This is a genomic window from Sphaerisporangium sp. NPDC004334, from assembly GCF_053602655.1.
In genome coordinates, this window is sequence record NZ_JBSGDZ010000023.1 from 13,581 (window position 1) to 33,848 (window position 20,268).

The window sequence follows — 20,268 nt, forward strand, 5'->3', positions numbered from 1 at the left end:
TGGTCACCTGGTTACCTGAGAGGCCAGCGCAGCCCACCGTGGAAGGTTTGCATGAACGTCACTCAGCCGAGTGAGCAGGCGATCAGCTTCGCCGTCTGGGAACGTCCCCAAATGCGGCAGGCGCTGGCGGGGCGCGACATCGCCACCGTCTACCTGCTCCTGCAGCGCGTGGGCATCTCCCAGCGGCGCATCGCCGCGCTGACCGGGCAGTCCCAGTCCGAGATCTCCGAGATCCTCAACGGCCGCCAGGTCATGGCCTACGACGTGCTCGTCCGCATCGCCGACGGGCTCGGCGTGCCGCGCGGCTACATGGGCCTGGCCTACGACGACGGCACCCAGCTCGTGGCCGTGCCGGCGCCCGGCGGGCACGACGACGACCTGGACGAGGACGAGCAGGTCCGCCGGCTGCTGGCCCACGCCGCGCAGGTGACCATCGGCGCCGCGGTGGCCCGCGCCGACGACTGGCGCCGGCCGCTGGCCCGCGTCGACACCCCCACCCCGGGGCGCATCGGCGACGCCGAGGTCGACCAGGTCGAGAGCGTCACCCGGTCGCTGCGCGCGCTGGACTACCGCTACGGCGGGGGCGTGTGCAGGGACGCGGTGGTCGCCCAGCTCACCTGGTCGCAGGCCCTGCTGCGCGCCTCCTGCTCCGAGCGGGTCGGGCGCCGTCTGCACCGCGCCCTGGCCGACCAGCACAATCTCGCGGGGTGGACCTCCTTCGACGTCGGCCTGCACGGCGCCGCCCGGCGCCACCTGGCCCGGGCCCTGGAACAGGCCAAGCACGCCGGTGACTCCTCCCTGGCCGCGAACATCCTGTACCGCATGGGGCGCGTGCACCTGCATCTCAAACGGGTGGAGGACGCGCTGCGGTTCTTCCAGCTCGGCCAGATCTGCGCCCAGGACGCCAGCTGTGAGCTGACCGTCGCCCTGCTGTGCGCCAACGAGGCGTGGGCCTACGCGCTGCTCGGCGACGAAAAACTGGCGACCAAGTCCATCAACCGGGCCCGTGACGAGTTCAACCGCGCCAGCACCGACGAGGCGCCCGGCTGGGTGCGGTTCTTCACCGAGGCCGACCTGATGGCCGCGAGCGGCATGACCTACCTGGGCCTGGCCGAGACCGACGCCCGCCACCTGCCGAGAGCGGCCGAGCTGCTGTCGGGCAGCGTGCGGCGGCGCGAGCCCGAGATGGCGCGCAGCAAGGTGTTCGAGCTCATCGGCCTGGCGACCGTGCGGCTGCTGCTCGGCGAGACGGACGACGGCCTGGCCGACGGGCGCGAAGCGGTCGAGTTGATCACCCAGATCAGATCCGTGCGCACGATCGACCGTCTCGCGCCCCTGGAGGCCGCCGCGGCGGCCCGGCCGGACAGCGCCGACGCCCGCGACCTGCGCAGGCGCATCGCGGAGCTGCGCGCCGTATGAGCCTCACCACAGTCGACGCCTCCGGCGGGCTCACCAGGGACAACCTCCACTTCCTGCTCGGCGCCCTGCACGCCGAGACGGGCCTTGACCCCGCGGGGGCCCAGCTGATCAAGTTCACCAACAACGCCGTCTTCCGGCTGCGCACGGCCCCGGTCGTGGTGCGCGTCGCCGGGTCCACCGCCGCGCGCGACCGGGTCCCACTGGTCGTGCGGGTGGCCCGCTGGCTGCGGGACCACGACTACCCCGCGGTCCGCCTGCTGCCCGGCCTCGACCAGCCGCTGCGGCTGCACGGACAGATGATCACCTTGTGGGAGGACGTCCCCGAGGCCGGCCCCCGTCCCGACGGCGCCGCCCTGGCCGTCCTGCTCAGGCGCCTGCACCGGCTCCCCGGCCCGCCCGCCGGCCTGCCGCGCTGGCGGCCGATGCGCGAGGTGCGGCAGCGGCTGGCCGAGCCCGAGGACCTCGGCGCCGCCGACCACGCGTTCCTGCTGCGCGAGTGCGACGAGGTGGAGGAGCAGCTCGCCGGGCTGCGCTTCGCGCTGCCGCCCGGCGTGATCCACGGCGACGCCTTCCTCGGCAACGTCATCGCCGGACCTCGCGGTCCGGTGCTGTGCGACTTCGACGGCACCGGCGTCGGCCCGCGCGAGTGGGACCTGGCGCCGGTGGCCGTCGGGCGGCTGCGGCTGGACTACGCCACCGACGACCACGCCCTGCTGGCCGAGCACTACGGCGTGGACGTCACCGCGTGGGAGGGCTTCCCGGTGCTGCGGCGGCTGCGCGAGCTGAAGCTGGTCACCAGCGTGCTGCCGATCCTGCGCAGCAACCCGGCGATCCGCCTCCAGTGGGAGCATCGCATGCGCACCTTCCGCGCCCGCGACCTGACCACCCGGTGGCAGCCCTACCGCTGAGGCGGGACGATGCCCGCGCGGCGGCGGCGCCGCCGCGGGCGTGCCAGGATAGGACCGTGACAACGGCGGTGGACACGGGCATCGACCTGGCGGACCTGGCGTTCTGGCGCCGGCCGCCGCACGAGCGCGAGCGCGACTTCGCCCGGCTGCGGAGCCTTCCCCACCCGGTGTTCTTCCCCGAGCGCCGGGTGCCCCTGCTCCGCTCCGGCAAGGGGTTCCACGCCTTGGTGCGGCACGCCGAGGTGGTGGAGGCCAGCCGCAACGCCAAGGTGTTCTCCAGCGAGCCGGCCGTCACCAACCCCGAGCCGCCCGGCTGGGTCAAGCACGTCTTCGGCGACTCGATGGTCAACCTCGACGACCCCCGCCACGCCCGCCTGCGCCGCATCGTGTCCCGCGCGTTCTCGCCGAAGATGCTCAGCGGCCTGAACGACGGCATCGCCAGGGCCGCCGAGCGCATCGTCGACGACGTCGTCGAGCAGGGGCCGCGCGACTTCGTCTCGCAGGTCGCCGCCCGGCTGCCCATCCACGTCATCTGCGACATGATGGGCATCCCCGACGGCATCCGCGCCAAGGTGCACCAGCACGTGGACGTCTCCACCGCCTACACCGGCGTCCGCATGAGCCTGCCGCGCACGATCGCCATGGCCGGGCGCAACATGGCGGCGCTGTTCGCCCTGCAGCGCATGGTGATCGACCTCGGGCGTGAGCGCGAGCGCGAGCCCGCGGGCGACCTGGTGTCGGCGCTGGTCACGGCCAACGTCGACGGCGAGCGCCTGACGCCGAGGGAGCTCGGCTCGTTCTTCACGCTGCTGCTGGTGGCCGGCAACGAGACCGCGCGCAATACCATGGCGCACGGCCTGAAACTGCTCACCGACAACCCCGCCGAACGCGAGCGGCTGACCGGCGACTTCGAGGCCCACATCGGCGGCGCCATCGAGGAGACCGTCCGCTACGTCTCGCCCATCATGCAGTTCCGGCGCACCGTCACCGAGGAGTACGAGATGCGCGGGGTCAGGTTCGTCCCCGGCGACAAGGTGGTGCTGTTCTACGGCTCCGCCAACCGCGACGAAGAGGTCTTCGACGACCCCGGCCGCTACGACATCACCCGCAAGCCGAACCCGCACGTGGGCTTCGGCGGTCCCGGCCCGCACTTCTGCCTGGGCGCCAACCTGGCCCGCCAGGAGATCAAGATCATGTACCGCGAGCTGTTCACCCGCCTGCCCGGCATCCGCGCCACCGGCGAGCCCGGGCTGCTGCTGTCCAACTTCGACAACGGCGTCACCTCCCAGCCCTTCACCTTCTGACCTCCCGCGTGGCCGCGACGCGAACCCGCCCGGCCGCTGGGTGCGGCCGGGCGGGCGTGGGGGCGAGGTTCAGCTGTTGCCGACGCGGCAGCCGTCGCTGGTCTTGCCGTTGTTGCACTGGTTGAGCTGCAGCCCGTCCAGCACGTAGGCGAAGTTCTGCCCGGAGGGGCTGACCACCGACAGTTGCGCGGTGGCCGTCCCGCTCGGTGCGACCGCCGACACCGAGTACTCCTGCCAGCCGGTCGTCAGCGCGGTGACCGGGCCGTCGCTGTTGGAGATCAGCGTGCCCGAGGAGTTGTACCAGCCCAGCCGCAGCTTCACGTTGCCCGAGGTGCCGGTGGTCAGCTTGGCGAAGAACTTGTAGCGCTGCCCGGCGGTGACCGCCGGCCTGCGGGTCACCGACACCGATCCCTCGGCGTAGGACTGGACGTTCATGGTCAGCGACCGCCGCCCGTCGTAGTACCGCGCGGAGACCTGGCTGTCGGACCCCGGCGGGGTGACCTGCATCCAGCCTCCGCCCGAGACGCTGAAGCCCGCGGGCGTCGCGTAGGGCGCCTGCGCCTCGACGGTGCGCTCCTGCGCGGTCAGCAGGTCGTTGCTGTACCCGACGTCGCAGCAGGTCGCCGTGGTGAAGTACGGCCAGCTCGCCGCGTTGGCCTTGCGGGTGTCGGGATAGTTGCCCTGGTAGAAGGTGGCCGAGGTCTCGCTGGGGTCGTAGTAGTTGTTGAAGTCGTGGTCCAGCGTCCAGTCGTAGTACGGGTTGGACATCAGGTCGGGGTAGCTCAGGATCTCCGAGCCCTCGGTGACCTTGGGGTGGTCGACGTAGAAGCCGTCCGCGGCGAGGTGGACCAGCTCGTGCAGCATGGTGCCGCTCGCCCACGCGTCGGCGGTCGCCGCGCACGCGGGTTCGCACCAGGCGTTGGCCGTGCCGTTGAAGTCCTCGAACACCACGTACTTGCGGTTGTCGACGTCGTAGCCGGAGTCCGCCAGATCGTGGGTGATGGTCTGGACCGGGGTCTCGCCGCCGATGACGCCGGACTCGATCTTCTCAGGCACGACCAGGGCGTGGGCGTACCCGGAGTAGGTGCTGGTGCTGTACCCGGTCCTGCAGCTCAGGTTGATGTGCTGGTCGTAGTTGGTGGACTCGTCCAGCGACCAGTCCATCCGGTCGACGATCTTGGCGATCTTCTCGACCTGCTGCTCGTACCTGTTCCCGATGCCGTCGTGCCAGGCGTAGATGACCTGGACCGCCGGGATGCTCCCGCCGGCGTTCTTCGGGTCCGCGAGCGTCGCGGCGCAGCCCCGCTGGGGGACGCTCGCGTCCGCCGGCTGCGCGTAGGGAGAGATGGGTTCGGGGTCGTAGGGGGCATCGAAAGCGCCTGCCGGACTCGCCGTCACCAGGACAGCGAGACCCCCCGCGGCGATCACCGAAACAAGGCGCTTCAACCGTAACGACAAAGCTGCTCCTCCTGTGGGTGACATTCCGGAGGGAGCCTAACCGCCAGTGGGGGCCCAAAAGAATACGTTGACATGAAATTTCACCAGAAATCCGGAATGGAGGTGAAATGTTCCGGAGAAACGTTGGCTTCCCTGCCTCTCTATGGATGATCATCCTGGTTGTCTCCAGAGTTGCCCTTGTCGTGATCAATGCGTTCCCTGTCCCGCCGACCGGGTTGTCCTGCTGCTTTGTCCCTCTTCGTGAGCTTTATCGGCGTGATTCCTGTTGCTTTGTGAGCTTTATCGGCGGGGGGCCCAAAGGGCGCCCGGCCGTGGCGGCTTTGTTCCATATGGCGAGACGGCCCGTGCCGCCGAGCGCCTGAGGCGCAGGTGAATGCGGGAAAACCCGATGAGCGGCGAACCCGCCGCATTACCGCCGCCCGGCCGTGCGCGGGCACCCTTCCGGGCATGGACGAGGCGGGGGCGGGCTCGCGGGAGGGAAAGGCGGGGCGGCGAAGGAGCGTACGGGCGACGGCGGTTAGTGTCCGGTTGTGGATATCGAAGACTTCAGCCTGGACCCCGCCGTCGTGCACCTGAACCACGGATCGTTCGGGGCGGTGCCGCGCCGGGTGCAGGAGAGGCAGGACGAGCTGCGCCGGGAGGCCGAGCGGGCTCCCGACGCGTTCTTCGCCACGGTGACCGAGCGCGTCGCCAAGGCGCGCGAGGAGGTGGCGGCCTTCCTCGGCGCCGAGCCCGGCGGCGTCGCGTTCGTCTCCAACGTGACCGAGGGCGTCGCCGTCGCGCTGAACAGCCTGACGCTGCGGCCCGGCGACCAGATCGTGATCAGCGACCACACCTACGGCGCCGTCGAGATCGCCGTGCGGCGCACGGCCGAGCGGACCGGCGCCGAGGTGGTCGTGGTGGACCTTCCCGGGCGCGACGACGGCGAATGGTCGGGGGAGGACGCCGCGCGGGCCTACCTCGGCGCGGTGACGCCGCGCACCAAGGCGGCCGTCTTCGACCACATCACCTCCCACACCGCCCGCCTGCTGCCGGTGGGCGAGCTGGTGGCGGGGTTCCGCGCCCTGGGCGTGACGACGATCGTGGACGCCGCGCATGCCCCCGGCATGCTGGAGGTGGACCTCGGCGAGCTGGACGCCGACTTCTGGACCGGCAACCTGCACAAGTGGGCCTTCGGGCCCCGGCCCGCGGGTGTGCTGGCCGTCGCCCCCGCCTGGCGCGAGCGGATCGAGCCGCTGATCCCCTCGTTCTACCAGCCGGACGGCTTCCCTCGCAGTCTCGAATTCCAGGGCACCCGCGACTACACGCCATGGCTGGCCGCGCCCGAGGGCCTTCGGGTGCTGGAGGACGTCGGGCCGAGCGCCGTCCGGGCCGGCAACGCCGAGCTGGCGGCGACCGGCCGCCGTATCGTCGCCGACGTCGCCGGCCTGCGGCCCTGGCGCGCGGACCCGGAGCTGGCCATGTGCGTCCTGCGACTGCCGGACGGGGTCGCCGAGACCCAGCCGCGCGCCGAGGCGCTGTCGGCCGAGATCCTGCGCAGGCACGGCGTCCGGGCGGGCATCAAGGGATGGCCCGGCGCCGGCCTGCTTCGCCTGTCCGCCCAGGTCTACAACCGCGAACAGGACTACGAACGCCTCGCCGCGGCCCTGCGCGACCTGTTCGCCTGAGGCCGGTGCGGGGAGCCCGCGCGTTAGGATCTGCGGCATGGAAGCGGTGGCGCTGGCGTTGACGGCGGTCGGCACCGTGGCGGGCGTCGTGGCCGCCTACTACGCCTGGGTGGCGGTGCGGCCCGCCCGTCGCGCGGCCCCGCGCCCGCCCGCCTCCGCACCCGCGCCCGTGCCCGAGGCCCTGCCGTCCGAAGAGACGGAGCCGCCGGCGGGGACGGGACCGTCCGAGGAGACGGAGCCGGGGGCGGGAACGGGACCGTCTGAGAGACCTTCGGTGGCGGGAACGGGACCGTCCGAGAAGAGCGGACCTTCGGTGGGAACGGGGCCGCTCCGGCGGACGCGGTCGTCCCCGCGACGGTCCGGGCGGGTCGCCTACGACGCCTTCGTCGCCTACTCCCATGAGGACGGCGAGTGGGTGGAGGCGTTCACCCGGCGTCTGGAGGCCAGGGGGCTGCGCATCGCGCGCGACCAGGTCGTCCTCGCGCCCGGCGACGTGCTCGTGCACGCGGTGGAGCGGGCCATCCGCGACTCGGCCGCCGGCATCCTGGTCTGCAGCCCGGCGTCGATGGCCAGCGGGTGGGCGCGGCAGGAGTACGCGGCGCTGGTACAGCGGGCCATCGAGAACGGGTCGCGCTTCATCCCCGTCGTGATCAAGGACGTCGAGCTGCCGGCGTTCGCGCAGACGCGCTACTACGCCGACTTCAGGGACGCCGCGCCGTCGGAGTACGACCGGCGGATCGACGACATCGCGAGCGCTCTGCGCGTCACCCGGCCCGAGCCCGAAGCCCGGTCCGCGACCTGAGCCGGGACGCCGCGCGGCGTCCGGAGCGGATGTTTCGCGGGGAAGGCCGGCGGTCCCGCGTCGTGGGTCACGGGTGCTCCATCCTGGTGGCGATCGCGGCGTGCACGGAGGCCTCGAAGTCACCCTCCAGATCGTTCAGGATGGCGAGCATCCGGGCGCAGACCTCCACGACCTCGCGGATCCGCCGGCTCGACTCGCCCCGGTCGCCGGGATCCCTGGAGCCCCGCACCACGGCCTTCTTGGCCGGCTCTATGCAGTCTCGCAGCGCCCGCAGCCGCTGGTCGCCGTCCGCCACCGGGGCCAGCAGCTCCTCCAGCCGGTCCATGGCCGAGAAGAACGGCGGGTCGTCGTCGCTGGCGGCGTACTTGACCGACCAGTGCCAGCTGTCGAACCACTGGAAGTAACCGGTGGCGGTGTCGGTGCGGGTGTGCAGCACCGACACGGCGTGCTTGACGAACTTCAGCGTGTCGAGGTTGTCCAGGTACCAGAGGATCTGCGGCTTTCCGATCAACACCGGAGCGCCGCCCAGGGATTGGAGCAGTTCCAGCACCGTCTTGCGGTAGGACGTGGCGTCCCGCCAGTCCCGGAAGTCGGCGTACTTGATGTGGCTGACGCTCGGCGGGAGCGTCACGTCGTCGAGCAGGAGCGGCAGGATGCCGAACCCCTTGCCCTCCATCGCGCGGATCTTGGCGACGCCCAGCTCCTCGCGCACCCAGGGCGAGCGCACCGAGGCGCGGGAGACGACGTAGATCAGGCTGGTGGCGGCGGCGATCTCCCCGAAGATCCGCTCCGGGATCGAGTCGCCCACCTTCAGATCGCGCTCGGCCAGGAAGGTGGCGACACCGGCGGCGGCCAGCGAGCCGTCCAGGAACCGGGCGAACTCGCGGTCCGCGCTCGAATAGGAGATGAACACCCTGGCCGGTAAGGCTCCGGCGTCACCCATCAGCACTCTCCCCACGACGATCGCCTCTGACCCGGCCGGGCCAGGCACCGGACGGACGCGCCGGGCGTCGCACCGTGAGCGTGCGGACGCGGGCCGGCGCCGGGTGGAACGCAGCGAGCATACTGCGCGCCGCCCGGGCGCCGGGCCCGCGGAGCGTCAGCGCGGGGGAGTGGTCACCTGGATGGGGGCCGAGCGGGGGCCGAGGTTGCCGGCCAGGTCACGGGCGCGCACCCAGAACGTGTAGCACCGGCCGGGCGCCAGGTCGGTCACGACGGCCCGGGTCGCGGTGAGGTCCTGCGTTCTGACCGGCTCGCCGGGCGCCTGCCGGGAGAGCTGGTAACCCTTGACCGCGACGTTGTCCCTGGCCGGGGACCAGGTGAGCGTGACCGCGTGCGCCGTGGGACGGCCCGCCTTCAGCCCGGCCGGAGCGGTGGGCGGCACCGAGTCCGGCACGACCAGCGTGGTGATGGAGTTGGCCGGGAAGGTGGTGGAGGCCGTGGCCGAGGTGGCCGTCGTGGTGAGCGGCAGGTCCGCGGCGCGGGCGATCGCGGTGAGGTCGGCGCCGCTGTACCGGTAGACCTGCGCCGAGGTGCCCGGGGCGCCGCCCTTGACGGTGAGCGGGCTGGTGAGGTCCGAGCCGGTCTTGTTCACGACCACCAGCGTCAGCGCGCCGTCCGCGCCGCGCCTGGCCCCGTACACGGCGAGCCGGCCCTGGTCCTCGCTGGTGGACAGCACCGAGGTGTCGCCGAAGCGGCCCCCCTGGCCGTCGTAGTTGAGGAACATGCGGAAGGCGTAGGCGCCGGGTTCGGCCGAGGTGGGCGGCGACCACAGGGTCGCCAGGTCCGCGCCCTCCCGGCCGAAGATGCCCAGCACGTCGGCCTGCGCGAGCGCGCCGTTCAGCGAGCCGAGGGCGCCGAAGTTGTACTCGGTGACGGCCACCTTGGTGCCCGGGTAGTTGCGGGCGACCATCTCCTTCATCCGCGGGATGAGGTAGACCGGCTGGCCGATCCAGCTCTCGTCGGTGTAGGCGCGGTCCCACAGCGTGCGGGTCTGGCGCAGCCGCAGCGCCTGCTTGGCCGCGTCGCCCGCGTCGCTCGGGTCGCCGCCGAAGACCCCGGCCTGCGGGTACCAGTGGTTGTCGTAGTAGTCCAGGATGCGCACACCATGCGCCTGCTCGTAGGCGCGCATCTGCTGCAGGTACCACTCGCCGAACGGCACGCCGCCGTGCGCGGCCTGGTCCGGCGGGTTGCTCCAGCAGCCCTCGATGGAGCATCGCTGCTGGTCGGAGCCGGACAGGGTGATCGACGACCATCCCCAGCCGACCGGGCCGAGGGTCTGGGCCTTGGGATCGGCGGCCTTGACCGCGCCCGCGATCGCGTAGGTCTTGTCGCGCATCTCGTCATAGGAGGCGCCGGCCGGGTGCACGTCGCGGTGCGTCGAATGCCAGATGTCGGGCTCGTTGTCCAGGTTGTAGAAGCGCACGCCGCCGTGCGCCGCGTCGCCGTACCGGCCGCGCAGGTGGGCCATCCAGTCGGTGACGTACTCGGGCCCGATCTCCACGCTGGTGTCGTGCGGGTCGTTGCCGGTGATGTTCGTGCCGTCCGGCCGGACGCCGTTGCCGCAGTCGGGCGCCCACTGGTCGCTCGACTGCTGCGGGCCGTACTTCTCCACGCTGAACCCGCACGCCTTGGCCCGCTCCTTCGGCGCCCAGCCGATCAGCGGGAGGGTGATGACGCTGTCGGTGCCGGTGCGCTTGTCCTGGTCGACGAACCGGTCGGTCTCCGAGCCGTCCGGCAGCGCGGCGGGGTCGGCGTTGTCGCCGGCGATGTTCTCGAAGTACCAGTCCGAGGCCCGGTTGGTGGTGTCCAGCCGGAAGTTGTACCGGGTGGTGGCGTTGCCGCCCCAGCGCCGCACCGGCAGGCGCAGCTCCTTGGCCAGCGCCTCCTCGGTGAAGTTCATCCCGTACACGTACGGGCTGATGGGGTGGGTCGGCGCGCTCAGATCCACGGCCAGCGCCGGCCCGGCCTCGGCGGCGGCGGCGGAACCCGTGCCCGCCGCGCCGCCGGCTGCTCGCGCGGGCAGGGCGGTTCCGGTGGTCGCCAGCAGGGCCGTCGCGGCCAGGGTGAGCCAGGTCCGGTGCGGTGGCATGGCGGGAGGCCTCCTCGAAGCGGGTACGTGCCCCGGCGGGGCCGGTGGCGGCTACCGGTCAGATGCTGCTGCTCCCGCCTTAACCGGTCCAGTCGCCGTACGTGGACCTTTCGCGCATCCCCTGGTCAACCTCGATGAGCTACTGAAATTTTCAGTCGGCGGCTGCTAGACCCTGGGCGTCAGGCGGTACCCGCGATACCCCGGACAGCTTCCCGACGGCGCCCACTTCCCGGGGTTCAGGGTGATGATGACGGTCACGCCCTCGCAGTAGACGTAGAGCGTGCTCAATTCCTTGATGTCGCAGTAGAAGGTCATCTTCACGCCGGGCCCGGCCACGGGAATGCAGTAACTCGTCTCCGCCTCCAGTGTCGACCTCGTCGCGGCGACGCTTTTGGGCAGTTCCTGCCAGGTGGTGACGCCGAACCCGCCGGACGTCGTCCCGGCGGCCGGTGAAGCCCACGCGGCGCCGGCAGCGAGCGGCGTCACCAGCAGCGCGGCAACCGCCAGCACGGTGAGCGCGTATCGATGAGCAAGCCTCATCTCGTTTCCCTTCTGTCGCGATCACGCGTCGACCCCGTCGGTGTCACGCGTGATTTCCGTCCCGCCGGAATTCGGTGATCGCCGACGGATCAGCCCATCGATTGACCATCGATTGCGGATGAATGTCAACAGCGCGCCGAATACGGGCGTCCGAAAGACGATCTCGTCATTATCGGCCGAACGGGGATTTCCATTGCCGTCCGGCCCCCGCTGCTGTCGTCGCCTCCGGCCGTTCCCGTGCCGCTCGTGCCGGCCTGCGCGTACTGCGCGGATGCCGGGCTCCCCGCAGGCGTGCAGCGGAGAACGCCTCGGTTGTTCTCGAGACCTTGTTTCACAGTCCAGTCGGGTGAACGCGGGTCGTCACGCGACCACGCGGAAAGTTTCACCAGAGTGCCGGGTCGTCTGGGACATGGCATTTCGTCGCGCTATACCGCTCGGTGAACGCTTCTGACGGTGGACCGCGCTATCACCTGGGCTGGATTGAAGAAATCGAGCCTCGCGCCGGGGTCCGGCGTACCCGGGATCTCTCGGTCGCGCCGCGACCGCCGCAAGCGGAGTCGAACGCCAGGCCGATCGCCCCGTCTGCCGCATGGGATGACCTGTCGGCCCAGTATCGCGCCTTCAAGAGGGGGAAGCCGGGCGTGCGTTCCTCCTGCGGCGTGCGGCCATCGCGGCCGCGAGGGTGAGGATGGCGTAGCCGGAGGTCACGGCCAGACCGGCGCATGGGGGGAGGGGGTAGTAGCCGACGAGCGGTGACGGGTCCACGTCCACGTGCGCGAATGTGGGGATGCTCTGGATGATCGCGAAGCCGGCGGCGGGGGTGACGGTCAGCAGCCAGGTCGCCAGGCCCGCCGTTCCCAGCAGGTAGGGGACGACGAGCAGCGCGACGGCCAGCACGACCGCCACGATCGCGCGCCTGACGAGCGCGGCGAGGGCCAGAGTCAGTACGGCGGCGAGCGCGGTCAGCGTCGCGTAGCCGACGATCATTCGCAGTTCGGTGCCGAGGGTCATCGGCTGGATCGGGTTCTGGTGCGCACGCAACAGCGCCAGGCCGGCAGGGATCACGACGCCCGAGGTCACCAGCCCCGTCATGAACGCGACCGCGCCGACCACCGCACCCTTCGCCGCGAGCGCCCACGCCGGATACGCCCCGCCCGACGGGCCGGTCTCGGGTCGCGAACCGATCCCGATCGACGGGCTGGGTCCGGTCGCCGGCCCGGTCCCGGTCGGGGAGCCGGTCCCGGGCCGTCTGCGCCGGTGGTCCGCGGTGATGAACGTGGCCGCCATCACGAGCAGCGGGATCAGGCCCAGGGCTCCGCCGAGTAGGAGGAGGTCGGCGCGGATGCCGCCCTCGGCCGTGGCGGGGCCGATGTCGCCGCCTCCGGTCACGATGAGCTTGTCCCCGGACTCGACGACTCCGCCGGGGTGATGCGGAGTCCTGCCGTCGGACTCCATGACGACGCCGACGTCGTCGTGGCGCCAGGAACCGTTCGCGCCCTGCAGCTTGATCTGGTCGAAGGTGGCGGTGGCCTGGGCGAAGGCAACCGCCCTCTCCCACAGGGCCCCTGGTGAGGTGACGAACAGCCCGATCTCCGCCGTCTCGGGCAGCCCAATCAGCCTGACCGTGCTGATCTTGCTCCACGTCGTGCCGTCGTCCGACTCGTACCCGGTGACGGTGTCGCCCGACCTGGTCAGCCGCAGCCACTGCGGGCCATTGTGAGGGCCGCCGGGCACGTCGTGGGTGAAGTTGTGTTGCATCCGCACGCCGTGGCCTCCGGTGAGCATGACGGCGGCGTACGGGGTGCCCTGCTCGAGGCTCTGCCTGACGAGGAGCCCGGCCTTCGCCCACGGCACCACCCCCTGCTTCACGTTGCGCACCCCGGGTACGACGTCCGGCAGCCGCATCTGGCCGGTCAGGTCCGACACGCGGGCGGTGACGCCGCCGTTCCCCTGAAGCGGCTGGTGCACGAAGTAGTACTTGTCCCGCACCGCCGTGCCGTCGGGTCCCACCAGAGGCGCGGGGCAGGGGCCCTCGCCCTTCCCGGTCACGCAGGTGCTGCGGGTGCCCCCGGCGATCAGCAGTCCGAGCGACACCGTGACCAGTACGGAGGCCGCCATGGCGAGCGCCCGGCCGCGTCCGGTGCGGAACCTGACCCACTCCTCGCGCAGCGCCCGGCCCGCCAGGGTCGCCCCATATCGCTCGCGCAGGCCGGTGACGGTCCGGCTCGTCGGATTGGAGGATGGACTCATGCCGACGGTTGTACGCGGCTCCCGGTCTCGGCCGGGTCGCACGGGCTGCGACCCGGCTGAGACCGGGGACCTGGCATCGTTGAGCCATGGCACCTCGACCCGGCCGCCCCGCCCGCACGATGACCGGCGGTGAACGGCGGTGAGGGTCCTGGTCGTGGAGGACTTCGAGGTCCTCGCCCGCTCCATCGGGACCGGGCTGCGCCGCGAGGGCATGGCCGTCGACGTGGTCCTGGACGGGACCGCCGCCCTCGACCGCCTGGCCGCCACTCGCTACGACGTGGTGGTGCTCGACCGCGACCTGCCCGGCGTCCATGGGGACGAGGTCTGCCGGCGCCTCGCCCAGGGCCGCTGTCCGACCCGCGTCCTGATGCTCACCGCCTCCGGCACGATCGAGGACCGCGTCGCCGGGCTCGGCCTCGGCGCCGACGACTACCTGCCCAAACCTTTCGGGTTCGCAGAACTGGTGGCCCGCGTTCGCGCCCTGGCCCGCCGCGCCACCCCGCCGCTGCCGCCGATCCTGGCATGCGGGGACATCACCCTCGATCCGGCCCGCCGTACCGCGTTACGGGCCGGCCGGAGCCTTGACCTGAGCCCCCGGGAGTTCGCCCTGCTCGAATGCCTGCTCGCCGTGCCCGGCGTGGTCATCTCCGCGGAGGACCTGCTCGAACGCGTCTGGGACGAGGCCGCCGACCCCTTCAGCAGCGCCGTCAAGCACACCATGCACCGGTTGCGGGCCAAGCTCGGCGACCCGCCCGTGATCGAGACCATCCGCGAGGGCGGCTACCGCATCGGACCGTCATGACCGCTCACGCACTCCCCAGAAGGTCCCTGCGGACCCGGCTCGCGCTCGCCTACACGGCGGGCATCTACGCCGCAGGGGTTCTGGTGCTGGTCCTGGCCGCCGTCCCGCTCGCCCGCATCGACGCGGCCATCCCCGCAGGGAACCCGTCGAGCGCGATCTCCGAGACCGGGCCGGGAATCGCCCTGCCTCAGCTCCTCACGGGCTCCGCCGTCGCCCTGGTCGTCCTGATCCCCATCGCCCTGGTTCTCGGGTGGTTCGTCGCCGGCCGATTCCTGCGCCCGCTGCGCGCCATCACCGCCACCGCCAGGAGCATCTCCGCCGGAGACCTCCACCGGCGACTCGCCCTCGGCGAGCCCGCGGACGAACTGACCGAACTCGGCCACACCCTGGACGACCTGTTCGCTCGCCTTCAGGCATCCTTCGACGCCCAGCGCCACTTCGTCGCCAACGCCTCCCACGAGCTGCGAACACCCCTGGCCGGCCTGCGCACCCTTCTCGAAGTCGCCCTCGGCGACCCCGACGCCGACGCCGCCACCCTGCGCTCGGTCTGCCAGGAGGCACTGGCTCTCGGCGAACACCAGGAACGGCTCGTCCAGGCACTGCTGGCTCTGGCCACCGGCGAGGGCGGCGTCACCCGCTGGGACACCCTCGACCTCGCCCACATCGTCGAAGGAGTGCTCGCCTCTCGCCGTGACCTGGCCAAGGAGAAGGCCGTCGATCTCAGCGAACGCCTGGTGCCCGCTTTGACGGCCGGAGATCCTGGACTCATCGAGAGCCTCGTCGCCAACCTGGTCGACAACGCCGTCCGCCACAACCACGCCGGCGGGCACGTTCACATCGCCACCGAGACCTCAGGCACACAGGTCGTTCTAACGGTCGGCAACACCGGGCCGGTCATCCCCGGCGACCAGGTCGAACGCCTCTTTCAACCCTTCCAGAGACTGACGCCCGAACGTCACGGCCGTCACGGCGGCTACGGGCTCGGCCTCGCCATCGTCGACGCCGTCGTCCGCGCCCACCACGCCACCCTCACCACCATCGCCCGCCCCGAAGGCGGCCTGTCCATCACGGTGCGCTTCCCGGCTTTCCGCTCCGGCCATGTGCTGGAGGTGATCGGCGCCGGGTCGGCGGGTCGTGGTACGGCGATGTCGGCGCCGGCTACGGACCCGAGCCGGTTAACGTTCCTGAACAGCACTAGCCGTGCGCGTCCTGTTCGCGGAAGTCGATCTGGAACCAGATGACGCGGCGGGTGCCGTCCCGGTAGGTGCCCCAGCGCTTGGCGAGCGACTGCAGTATCGCCAGTCCGCGCCCGTTCTCGTCCGCCGGCTTCGCGGTCCTGGGGCGCGGAATCGCGTACGGCGAGCCGTCGTCGACCACGACGACGTGAAGTCTCCTGCCGGGTAGTTCTCCGATGCCGACCCGGACGATCCCGCCGTCCAGTCCGGAGCCGGAGTGGGCCAGCGCGTTGGTGACCAGTTCCGAGACGAGCAGCGTCACGTCGTCCAGGACGGGGTGCTCGGCCCCCAGAGTGTCCCGGACGAACCGCCGCGCGACGCCCACGCTTCGCGGCGTGCCCTCCAGCTCCGTCTCACCCAAGAGAATTCCCACGGTCATGCCGTCCCCTTTCTCTGCCGGCTATTCCGGTGACTTGTCACGTTTCGCGGTGACCGACCGGCAGAATCGCCTCACCGTGCGCAAAGAATGCCCGCACGGACCGCCGTTCCGAAGTAAATTCACACGGCAGGGAACGGCGATGAACGGCGGTGTACGGCCGACGACGACACGCCTGTCGTAAAGCGTCGTAAATTGACGTCCATCGCCGTTCTAGCTGCACTTCACCCCATGATTGGAGCGGTCATGAACGGTGAACCCGGCGCCGGGTCATGCTCTCCGCTGGAGCGCTTCGGCGCTGACCTGCGGGCGTACAGAATGGAGGCAGGCCTGTCGCAGGCGCGCATAGGAGAACGTCTCGGCTGTTCGCAGGATCTCGTGTCGCAGATCGAATTGGCTAAGCGAAGGCCGTCCCGTGATTACGCGGAAAGGCTCGATCAGATCTTCGGTCTATCCGCTAAATCGCACTTTGTCGCGCTATACAGGCTGATGCTTTCCCCCGACGGGGGACCGCGCTACCACCTGCGCTGGGTGGAGGAGATCGAACCCCGGGCCGGGGTGCTGCGCACCTGGGATCCGCTGCTGGCCCCCGGATTGCTCCAGGTCGAGTCCTACGCCCGGTACATATTCCGGCGCGCTCCCATGATCACGGCAGCCGAGCTGGACCGGCGACTGGTCAGCCGGATACGGCGCAAACTGGTCCTGGACCGGCAGAACCCTCCGTTCACCCTCTGGGCGTTACTGGACGAGGGGATACTTCATCGGCCCGTGGGTGACCCGAAGACCATGTGTGAGCAGCTGGACTATCTGCTGGCAACCGCGGAGCGTCCCAATGCGGCCATTCAGGTCGTGCCTTTGGCCGCCGGTTGCACGCCTGGGCTGATGTCACAGTTCGCTATAGCGGAACTGTTGCCGGGTGGGCAGCCCGATACGGTGTACGCGGAATCCGCGGCGGAGGGGCTCGTCACCACGGACGAGACCATCGTGACCCAGGTCCGCGGCAGGTACGACGCCATACGGGCGGACGCACACTCGCAGCAGGCATCGCTCATCTTGATCAAGGACGCGCGAGACCGATGGAAGAAGCAGATATGAGCAAGGCCGACTGGCACAAGGCCACGGCGAGCGGAGACCAGGTGGGCTCGGGCTGCGTGGAGGTGGCGACGAATCTGCCGGGGGTGGTGGCGGTGCGGGATTCCAAGGATCCGGGCGGGCCGGTGCTGGTGTTCACCCCGCACGAGTGGGCCTGCTTCCTCGACGGCGCCACCAAGGGCGAATTCGACCTCTGACATCCGAGCCGCCGCTGCGCCCGACCCGGCTCGGCAGGTCAGGGCGTGGTTGGCCCGAACTGGAGACTGCCGACCGGCCTGTGGTGGCGTCCACCACGCCGGGCGCCACTGGTCCGTGGTGGCGCCGACACGCCAGCGCCCCCGCCCGCGCGGATGGGCGCGGACGGGGGAGAGGCGGGCGAGGTCAGGCGGTCAGGGCGTCGAGGCCGTCGAGGAGGCGGTCGACGTCGGACTCGTCGGTGTAGGGGGCGATGCCGGCGCGGACCGCTCCGGCATCGCCGAGTCCCAGCCATCGGCTGCACTCGAGGGCGTAGAAGCTGCCGGCCGGCGCGTTGACGCCGCGCGCCGCGAGGAAGGAGTAGATCTCGGCGGAGTCCACGCCGTCCACCGAGAACAGCGTCGTGGGGGTGCGCCTGCGTCCGGGGGCGCCGTACAGGCGCATGCCGGGGATGCGGGTCAGCCCGTTCTCCAGCCGCTCCAGCATGACCTGCTCGTGGTCCTCCAGCGCGGTCATCGAGCGCACCAGCCGCTCGCGGCGGGTGCCCTCGCCGGGGACGAGGCCGGCAAGGAAGTCCACCGCGGCCGTCGTGCCTGCGAGCAGTTCGTAGGGCAGCGTGCCGAGCTCGAAGCGCTCGGGAACGGCGCCGGTCTGCGGCAGCAGCTTGTCGGAGTGGACGCCCTCCAGCAGCTCCGGGTCGGCGGCCAGGACGCCGAGGTGCGGGCCGAGGAACTTGTACGGCGAGCAGGCGTAGAAGTCGGCGCCGAGCGCCCCGATGTCGACCACGCTGTGCGGGGTCAGGTGCACCCCGTCCACGAAGAGCAGCGCCCCGGCGGCGTGCGTGCGCTCGGCGATCGCGGGGACGTCCGGCCGGGTGCCCAGCAGGTTGGACGCGCCGGTCACGGCGACGAGCCTGGTGCGCGGGCCGAGCAGCCCGGCGACCGCCTCCACGTCCAGCTCGCCGCTCTCGCGGTCGAACTCGGCCCACCGCACCGTGACCCCGCGCGCCTCGGCGGCGTGCACCCAGGGCCGGATGTCGGCGTCGTGGTCGAGCCGGCTGACCACGACCTCGTCGCCGGGGTTCCAGTCCTTGGCCAGCGCGCGGGCCAGGTCGTAGGTGAGCTGGGTCATGCTGCGGCCGAACACGATGCCCGCCGGCACGCCCGCGAGCAGGTCGGCCATCGCGCGCCGCGCGTCCAAGACGATCTGGTCGGCGCGGACCTCGGCCGCGGTCACCGACCCCCGGTTGGCCACGGCCGCCGTCAGCGCGCCGGCCACCGCGTCGGCCACGGCGTCGGGCACCTGCGTGCCGCCGGGCCCGTCGAAGTGCGCCGCCCCTTCCTTCAGCGCCGGGAACCGTTCTCGCACCGCCGCGACGTCGTACGTCACCAGACCTCCACTGTCGTCATTGAGACGACCTTTTCGCAGCGTGCGGCGTTTTCCAAGTTCGTGACGGCGGGCGTCCGGCGCGTGACGCGAAGCCGCCCGTGCGTGACGCGAAGCCGCCCGTGCGTGACGGGAAACCGCCCGTGCGTGACGGGAAACCGCCCGTGCGTGACGGGAAACCGCCCGTGCGTGACGGGAAACCGCCCGCACGGAAGCGAGACGGGAGCGGGAGCGAAACCGGGGAGGAAAGGGACCGGTCAGGCGACGAGCTTGGACGCGGCGGTCCAGGTGTCGCAGGAGCGCGGGTCGCGGGAGGCGTGCCCCCTGTCGAGCCAGCGGGCGATGCTCGCGCCCCTGCCCTGCCGTCCCGGCTTCTTGCCCTCGTCGCCGTTGTCCTTCATCAGCTCCAGCAGGGCCCGCCAGCTCTCGGCCTCGCGCGCCGCGGTCTTCCAGGTGGCGCCGAGGAAGATCCCGGCCAGGCATTTCGACTGCAGTGAGTACCGGCGGAACTGTTCGTTCAGCTCGGCCTTGGAGGAGTACGGGATCGCCTCGAACGCCTTGCCGATGCCGGTGAGCCGCTGCAGGTGGTAGGCGTACACGCCGGCGACGAGCTGGAAGTGGAAGATCTCGCGGGTGCGCAGGTAATCCTTGTCCGTGAGGACCGCGCCGGTCGAGGTCCCGTCGCAGTACGACCCGGCCTGGTCCTTGTCCCAGGCGTCGCCGCAGAAGCGGGCGCCCTTGGTGAGCACGACCAGCTTGGCGGGGGCGAAGGGCAGCCCCGCCTTGCGGAAGTAGCCCTCCCACGCCGTGTTCATGCACCCCCACAACGCCTGGAGCGTCTTCGCGGCCGCTTTGGCGTCGGCCGTGCTGAGCGCGCCCTTCCGGCACTCGAAGACGGGCAGGGCGCCGCTCTTGTACAGCTTGTTGGCCGTCAGCGCCGGCGCGTTCTTGACGGGATAAGCGGCGGAGGCCGGCGCGGCGGACAGGACGACGGCGGCGGAGGCCGGCGCGGCGGACAACGGGACGACCGCGGCCACAAGCGCCGTGACGACCGTCGCGACCAGAGGTCTCCCCATGACCACCAGACGCTAGTCGAGCGAGTGACCTCGATCAATGCGCATGCCAAAGCGTGATGAAGCTCGCTCGCCCGACAAGCGGCGACTCAGCGGACGGTGAAACCTTGTCTTCCTCGTTGACGAGGTTGGTCCGTCTCCACTAGCTTCGTCTCTGTCGGAGACGATGTTCTGCCGGTCGCCGCCGGGGCGAAGATCCCGCCGCGGCATGGTAGTAATGAGACCCCCGAAGGAGGCCGGACGGACAAGTTGGTGCGCCATGACCGAGCGATTCCTCGGCGTCGTGGGCATCGGCGAGGCGCTGGGAGTGAGCCGGCACGCGGTGCACAAGTGGCGCTCCCGCTATCCCGGCGACTCCACCCATCCTTTCCCCGAGCCCGACGTCGAGGTCGACGGGGCTCCCGGCTGGCGTCCTGACCGGCTTGCGGAGATCGTGCGGTGGCGCGACGGCCTGCCCGGCCGCGGTGCGGGCGGAGGCCGCCCGTCCGCCGCGCGCCAGGAGTACCTCAGGGCGGCGGCGGCGCACGGCCTGGACCGCGACGAGGCGACGCGCGCGCTCGTCACCTTCACCGAAGAGTTCCCCGAGATGACCGAGCCGGAGATCTGCGCCTGGCTCATCGAGAAATGGCGCAGGTAACCACTTCCCGGTCACCCCCAGCGAGACGGAAGG

Annotated in this window: 18 protein-coding genes; 10 read left to right on the plus strand and 8 right to left on the minus strand. The window is 71.2% G+C overall.

Annotated features, from left to right (window positions below; all coding sequences use genetic code 11):
• Nucleotides 1-51 precede the first annotated feature (51 nt).
• Genes ACWEN6_RS28085 through ACWEN6_RS28095 form a run of 3 tightly spaced genes read left to right on the plus strand, consistent with a single transcriptional unit; the run spans nt 52 to nt 3,631 of the window.
• The gene (locus tag ACWEN6_RS28085) at nt 52-1,419 is read left to right on the plus strand and encodes a helix-turn-helix domain-containing protein (protein WP_452574302.1); all 1,368 of its coding nucleotides are present in this window, start codon (nt 52-54) and stop codon (nt 1,417-1,419) included.
• A complete protein-coding gene (locus tag ACWEN6_RS28090) occupies nt 1,416-2,327 on the plus strand; it encodes a phosphotransferase enzyme family protein (protein ID WP_452574304.1) in 912 nt (303 codons plus the stop codon). Before ACWEN6_RS28085 ends, ACWEN6_RS28090 begins: the two co-directional genes overlap by 4 nt.
• Before the next feature lie 56 nt (nt 2,328-2,383).
• The gene (locus ACWEN6_RS28095; RefSeq protein WP_452574306.1) at nt 2,384-3,631 is read left to right on the plus strand and encodes a cytochrome P450; all 1,248 of its coding nucleotides are present in this window, start codon (nt 2,384-2,386) and stop codon (nt 3,629-3,631) included.
• A 69-nt stretch (nt 3,632-3,700) separates the two neighbouring features.
• Here ACWEN6_RS28095 and ACWEN6_RS28100 read toward each other — a convergent pair whose 3' ends face one another.
• Nucleotides 3,701-5,089, minus strand: coding sequence for a hypothetical protein (locus ACWEN6_RS28100; protein ID WP_452574308.1), 1,389 nt, complete (start codon nt 5,087-5,089; stop codon nt 3,701-3,703).
• Nucleotides 5,090-5,619: 530 nt separating this feature from the next.
• Between ACWEN6_RS28100 and ACWEN6_RS28105 the strand changes: the two genes are divergently transcribed.
• Together ACWEN6_RS28105 and ACWEN6_RS28110 are read left to right on the plus strand one after the other, a co-directional pair.
• On the plus strand, nt 5,620-6,756 hold the full coding sequence (locus ACWEN6_RS28105) for an aminotransferase class V-fold PLP-dependent enzyme (RefSeq protein ID WP_452574310.1): 1,137 nt from the start codon (nt 5,620-5,622) through the stop codon (nt 6,754-6,756).
• 37 nt (nt 6,757-6,793) lie between these two features.
• A complete protein-coding gene (locus ACWEN6_RS28110) occupies nt 6,794-7,558 on the plus strand; it encodes a toll/interleukin-1 receptor domain-containing protein (protein ID WP_452574312.1) in 765 nt (254 codons plus the stop codon).
• Between the two features lie 67 nt (nt 7,559-7,625).
• On the opposite strand, the gene ACWEN6_RS28115 is transcribed toward ACWEN6_RS28110, so the two are convergent.
• The 4 genes from ACWEN6_RS28115 to ACWEN6_RS28130 form a co-directional block, all read right to left on the minus strand.
• Entirely contained in the window at nt 7,626-8,501 is an 876-nt protein-coding gene (locus tag ACWEN6_RS28115; RefSeq protein WP_452574313.1) for a toll/interleukin-1 receptor domain-containing protein, read from the minus strand.
• A 156-nt stretch (nt 8,502-8,657) separates the two neighbouring features.
• A complete protein-coding gene (locus ACWEN6_RS28120) occupies nt 8,658-10,649 on the minus strand; it encodes a glycoside hydrolase family 44 protein (protein WP_452574315.1) in 1,992 nt (663 codons plus the stop codon).
• 165 nt (nt 10,650-10,814) lie between these two features.
• Nucleotides 10,815-11,189: a hypothetical protein gene (locus ACWEN6_RS28125; RefSeq protein WP_452574317.1), complete on the minus strand. Its 375-nt coding sequence runs from the start codon at nt 11,187-11,189 to the stop codon at nt 10,815-10,817.
• 621 nt (nt 11,190-11,810) lie between these two features.
• Entirely contained in the window at nt 11,811-13,439 is a 1,629-nt protein-coding gene (locus ACWEN6_RS28130) for a hypothetical protein (protein WP_452574319.1), read from the minus strand.
• Between the two features lie 139 nt (nt 13,440-13,578).
• Between ACWEN6_RS28130 and ACWEN6_RS28135 the strand changes: the two genes are divergently transcribed.
• Together ACWEN6_RS28135 and ACWEN6_RS28140 are read left to right on the plus strand one after the other, a co-directional pair.
• Entirely contained in the window at nt 13,579-14,241 is a 663-nt protein-coding gene (locus tag ACWEN6_RS28135) for a response regulator transcription factor (RefSeq protein WP_452574321.1), read from the plus strand.
• The gene (locus ACWEN6_RS28140; protein WP_452574323.1) at nt 14,238-15,482 is read left to right on the plus strand and encodes a sensor histidine kinase; all 1,245 of its coding nucleotides are present in this window, start codon (nt 14,238-14,240) and stop codon (nt 15,480-15,482) included. The genes ACWEN6_RS28135 and ACWEN6_RS28140 overlap by 4 nt, the downstream gene beginning before the upstream one ends.
• Here ACWEN6_RS28140 and ACWEN6_RS28145 read toward each other — a convergent pair.
• Nucleotides 15,436-15,855 (minus strand): ATP-binding protein, encoded by a 420-nt coding sequence (locus ACWEN6_RS28145; protein WP_452574325.1) that lies wholly within the window; start codon nt 15,853-15,855, stop codon nt 15,436-15,438. The genes ACWEN6_RS28140 and ACWEN6_RS28145 overlap by 47 nt on opposite strands.
• Before the next feature lie 243 nt (nt 15,856-16,098).
• On the opposite strand from ACWEN6_RS28145, the gene ACWEN6_RS28150 reads away from it, so the two are divergent.
• The gene (locus ACWEN6_RS28150; protein WP_452574327.1) at nt 16,099-16,947 is read left to right on the plus strand and encodes a helix-turn-helix domain-containing protein; all 849 of its coding nucleotides are present in this window, start codon (nt 16,099-16,101) and stop codon (nt 16,945-16,947) included.
• Nucleotides 16,944-17,141, plus strand: a complete 198-nt coding sequence (locus ACWEN6_RS28155; RefSeq protein WP_452574329.1) for a DUF397 domain-containing protein — start codon at nt 16,944-16,946, stop codon at nt 17,139-17,141. The genes ACWEN6_RS28150 and ACWEN6_RS28155 overlap by 4 nt, the downstream gene beginning before the upstream one ends.
• 184 nt (nt 17,142-17,325) lie before the next feature.
• Here the strand turns inward: ACWEN6_RS28155 and ACWEN6_RS28160 are convergent, their stop codons facing one another.
• A complete protein-coding gene (locus tag ACWEN6_RS28160; RefSeq protein WP_452574331.1) occupies nt 17,326-18,528 on the minus strand; it encodes a cysteine desulfurase-like protein in 1,203 nt (400 codons plus the stop codon).
• A 254-nt stretch (nt 18,529-18,782) separates the two neighbouring features.
• Entirely contained in the window at nt 18,783-19,601 is an 819-nt protein-coding gene (locus tag ACWEN6_RS28165; RefSeq protein ID WP_452574333.1) for a hypothetical protein, read from the minus strand.
• A gap of 256 nt (nt 19,602-19,857) precedes the next feature.
• Here ACWEN6_RS28165 and ACWEN6_RS28170 point away from each other — a divergent pair, with 256 nt between their 5' ends.
• Entirely contained in the window at nt 19,858-20,235 is a 378-nt protein-coding gene (locus ACWEN6_RS28170) for a hypothetical protein (RefSeq protein WP_452574335.1), read from the plus strand.
• The last annotated feature ends 33 nt before the right edge of the window (nt 20,236-20,268 follow it).

Coding starts and splice junctions, on each gene's coding strand:
- ACWEN6_RS28085 (WP_452574302.1), top strand. CDS start 52: ATGAACGTCACTCAGCCGAGTGAGCAGGCGATCAGCTTCGCCGTCTGG.
- ACWEN6_RS28090 (WP_452574304.1), top strand. CDS start 1,416: ATGAGCCTCACCACAGTCGACGCCTCCGGCGGGCTCACCAGGGACAAC.
- ACWEN6_RS28110 (WP_452574312.1), top strand. CDS start 6,794: ATGGAAGCGGTGGCGCTGGCGTTGACGGCGGTCGGCACCGTGGCGGGC.
- ACWEN6_RS28115 (WP_452574313.1), bottom strand. CDS start 8,501: ATGGGTGACGCCGGAGCCTTACCGGCCAGGGTGTTCATCTCCTATTCG.
- ACWEN6_RS28120 (WP_452574315.1), bottom strand. CDS start 10,649: ATGCCACCGCACCGGACCTGGCTCACCCTGGCCGCGACGGCCCTGCTG.
- ACWEN6_RS28125 (WP_452574317.1), bottom strand. CDS start 11,189: ATGAGGCTTGCTCATCGATACGCGCTCACCGTGCTGGCGGTTGCCGCG.
- ACWEN6_RS28130 (WP_452574319.1), bottom strand. CDS start 13,439: ATGAGTCCATCCTCCAATCCGACGAGCCGGACCGTCACCGGCCTGCGC.
- ACWEN6_RS28140 (WP_452574323.1), top strand. CDS start 14,238: ATGACCGCTCACGCACTCCCCAGAAGGTCCCTGCGGACCCGGCTCGCG.
- ACWEN6_RS28145 (WP_452574325.1), bottom strand. CDS start 15,855: ATGACCGTGGGAATTCTCTTGGGTGAGACGGAGCTGGAGGGCACGCCG.
- ACWEN6_RS28150 (WP_452574327.1), top strand. CDS start 16,099: ATGAACGGTGAACCCGGCGCCGGGTCATGCTCTCCGCTGGAGCGCTTC.
- ACWEN6_RS28155 (WP_452574329.1), top strand. CDS start 16,944: ATGAGCAAGGCCGACTGGCACAAGGCCACGGCGAGCGGAGACCAGGTG.
- ACWEN6_RS28165 (WP_452574333.1), bottom strand. CDS start 19,601: ATGGGGAGACCTCTGGTCGCGACGGTCGTCACGGCGCTTGTGGCCGCG.
- ACWEN6_RS28170 (WP_452574335.1), top strand. CDS start 19,858: ATGACCGAGCGATTCCTCGGCGTCGTGGGCATCGGCGAGGCGCTGGGA.